The following is a 2,441-nucleotide window of genomic DNA, read 5'->3' as shown; positions in this document are numbered from 1 at the left end:
GTCCGGATGTCAGCTACGAGGAACTGCTTCATGTGAGCCGGCGCTTCATTTACCGGGAAGCGCTCGAGGCAGTCGATATCTGCGCCACGAGGCATTCCGCCGGGAAATCCATGAAGGCCTGAACGTGGTCGAGAACTGGAACAGCGCCACTAGCTTCGTCTTTTTCGGCAAGGGTGGCGAGATTGCGACCAACCGGCTGGAGGCTCAAGAAATCTCGGCGCTAGCCCTGCATCTCTTACAGGCGTCGCTGGTCTATGTGAACACCAGGATGATGCAGTCGGTGCTGAGCGAGCCGAAATGGTCGGCGCGGCTGGCGCCCGCGGATTATCGTGGCCTCACGCCGCTGATCTATAGCCACGTTAACCCCTATGGCCGCTTCGACCTCGATCTCAATCGCCGCATCGATTTCGAGCGAAAGCAGGCGGCATAACAAATGTGGAGGGAATGAAGATGCCTGTGTCGAAGAAGCCCCGGAAGAAGACAGCGGCGAAAACCAAGACGTCGGAAAATGACAACGCGCGGCCTCCGCTGCCCGACCGGCGCGGCATGGAGGGGTTTATGGCTGGTCTTTTCGGCGGACGTGGAAGTAACCCGACCCACGCGGCGCAAGAAATCATGTACGAGGCTTGGGAAGCGACCAGTCGCAGCAAGCGTATCGCGCTCGCCAGGAAAGCGCTCAAAATCTCACCATTGTGCACTGACGCCTATGTCCTTCTGGCCGAAGAAGAGGCAAGGTCTGCCGAGGAAGTGCTGGACTGCTACCAGAGGGGCGTCGCAGCGGGTGAAGAGGCGCTCGGACCCGAGGGTTTCCAGGAATATGCCGGTCACTTCTGGGGCTTTCTTGAAACCCGTCCCTACATGCGCGCGCGGGCAGGTATTGCCGCAGTGCTCTGGCGCCTCGGCCGGCATCAGGAGGCGATCGACCATTATCTGGAGATGCTTGAACTCAATCCCAATGACAATCAGGGCATCCGCTATGTACTGGCCGGACATCTGCTGGCGCGCAATGATATCAAAGGTCTGAAAAAGCTCATCAAGCAGTACGAAGATGATATCGCCGCCGCATGGCTTTATACGCAGGCGCTTCTGGCTTTCCGCGAAAACGATCCGGACGCCGACAAGCTGGCCGAGCAAGCCTGGCGGGCGAACAGCCATGTGCCTGGCGTCCTGTCCGGCAAGCAGCCTCTGGTCGCCTCCATGGACGGCTACATCACCATGGGCGGCGAGGATGAGGCGGCCGACTACGTCGAGGAAAATGGCGAGGCCTGGCAGGCGACGCTCGGCGCAGTTGAATGGCTGACGCGGGCCACCTCCAAACTGAAACCGCGAAAGCGGCGGGGATGATTGCCGGCCTGGAAGCCAATGCATGGAAGACCTGCCGAGATACGAACACGGGGTGGGACCATGTTATTGAATAACCCATCGTGATAGGTTATATGCACTTATGGTCACCATTTATCGTGCGCACGGGCTGCGCATTGTCATCTTCACTGACGATCACGAACCCGCGCATGTGCATGTATTCGGTGACGGGCAGGTCAAAATCAATCTGATCGGGCCGGATGGCGCACCGGCTCTGGTCTGGGCCGAGGGCATGAAGCGGAACGATGTGCGCCGTGCGATGGAGATCGTCCTGGAGCAGCAGGCACAGTTTCTCGACAGATGGAGGCAAATCCATGGTTGAACTGACAGATGTGGAGATCGACGCGGCCATGGAGCGTGGCCGGATTGCGCGGCAGGCGGAGCCGCGCGCGGCGTCTGCTCGCTATGACAAGCGGAGCAGCCGCATCATTGTAGATTTGACGAACGGTTGCACCTTCGCTTTCCCACCGCGCATGGCCCAGGGGCTGGAAGCGGCAACCGAGGACCAGATCGCCATGGTCGAGATCTTAGGGGCAGGCTATGGCCTGCACTGGGAAGCCCTTGATGTCGATCTTTCTGTCCCTGGCCTGTTGGCGGGTATCTTTGGCACTAAAGCCTATATGGCCAGACGAGCAGGACAGGTTACATCGCCGGCGAAGGCGACAGCCGCAAGGGCGAATGGTGCAAAGGGCGGCCGGCCTCGCAAATCTGCGAATGGCTGACATTGATGGCTTGTCGTCGCTGCCTGGATCGCGTGACGGTAGAGCCAAGCCCTTCTTGTCACATATGGGTATACCCACCCTGCACAACGCCAATGAACACGTCGCGGCCGCGAAACTCTGTTTATTTTGGGTTTGAAACGAGATATTGAACAAAACAGCGCAATGGCACACTCAAAATGAACAATTCGCATGGCCCACATCGGATATGCCCGCACCTCCACTACCGACCAGAACCTTGCCGCGCAAATCGCCGCGCTCAAGGTGGCCGGCTGCGAGGTCATCCGCGAGGAACAAAAGAGCGGCGCCTCGCTCGAAGGTCGCTCCCAGCTCAACACGATCCTCGACTTCATTCATGGG

General features: G+C 59.1%; 4 protein-coding genes and 1 pseudogene. All 5 read left to right on the top strand.

Annotation, left to right across the window (positions count from 1 at the left end):
• Window positions 1-73 precede the first annotated feature (73 nt).
• A pseudogene (locus EN780_RS32075) lies at window positions 74-430 on the top strand (Tn3 family transposase); the annotation flags it as partial.
• 14 nt (window positions 431-444) lie between these two features.
• Entirely contained in the window at window positions 445-1,344 is a 900-nt protein-coding gene (locus EN780_RS32070) for a tetratricopeptide repeat protein (RefSeq protein WP_210215065.1), read from the top strand.
• A 100-nt stretch (window positions 1,345-1,444) separates the two neighbouring features.
• Window positions 1,445-1,684, top strand: a complete 240-nt coding sequence (locus EN780_RS32065; protein WP_128276277.1) for a DUF4160 domain-containing protein — start codon at window positions 1,445-1,447, stop codon at window positions 1,682-1,684.
• Window positions 1,677-2,084 (top strand): DUF2442 domain-containing protein, encoded by a 408-nt coding sequence (locus EN780_RS32060; protein WP_128276276.1) that lies wholly within the window; start codon window positions 1,677-1,679, stop codon window positions 2,082-2,084. Before EN780_RS32065 ends, EN780_RS32060 begins: the two co-directional genes overlap by 8 nt.
• 189 nt (window positions 2,085-2,273) lie before the next feature.
• Window positions 2,274-2,441: recombinase family protein (locus tag EN780_RS32055; protein ID WP_189556909.1), on the top strand; the 168-nt coding region annotated here is incomplete at its 3' end.

The organism is Mesorhizobium sp. M4B.F.Ca.ET.089.01.1.1, assembly GCF_004022605.1.
GTDB lineage: Bacteria > Pseudomonadota > Alphaproteobacteria > Rhizobiales > Rhizobiaceae > Mesorhizobium > Mesorhizobium abyssinicae.
This window is presented reverse-complemented; position numbering and strand designations above follow the sequence as displayed.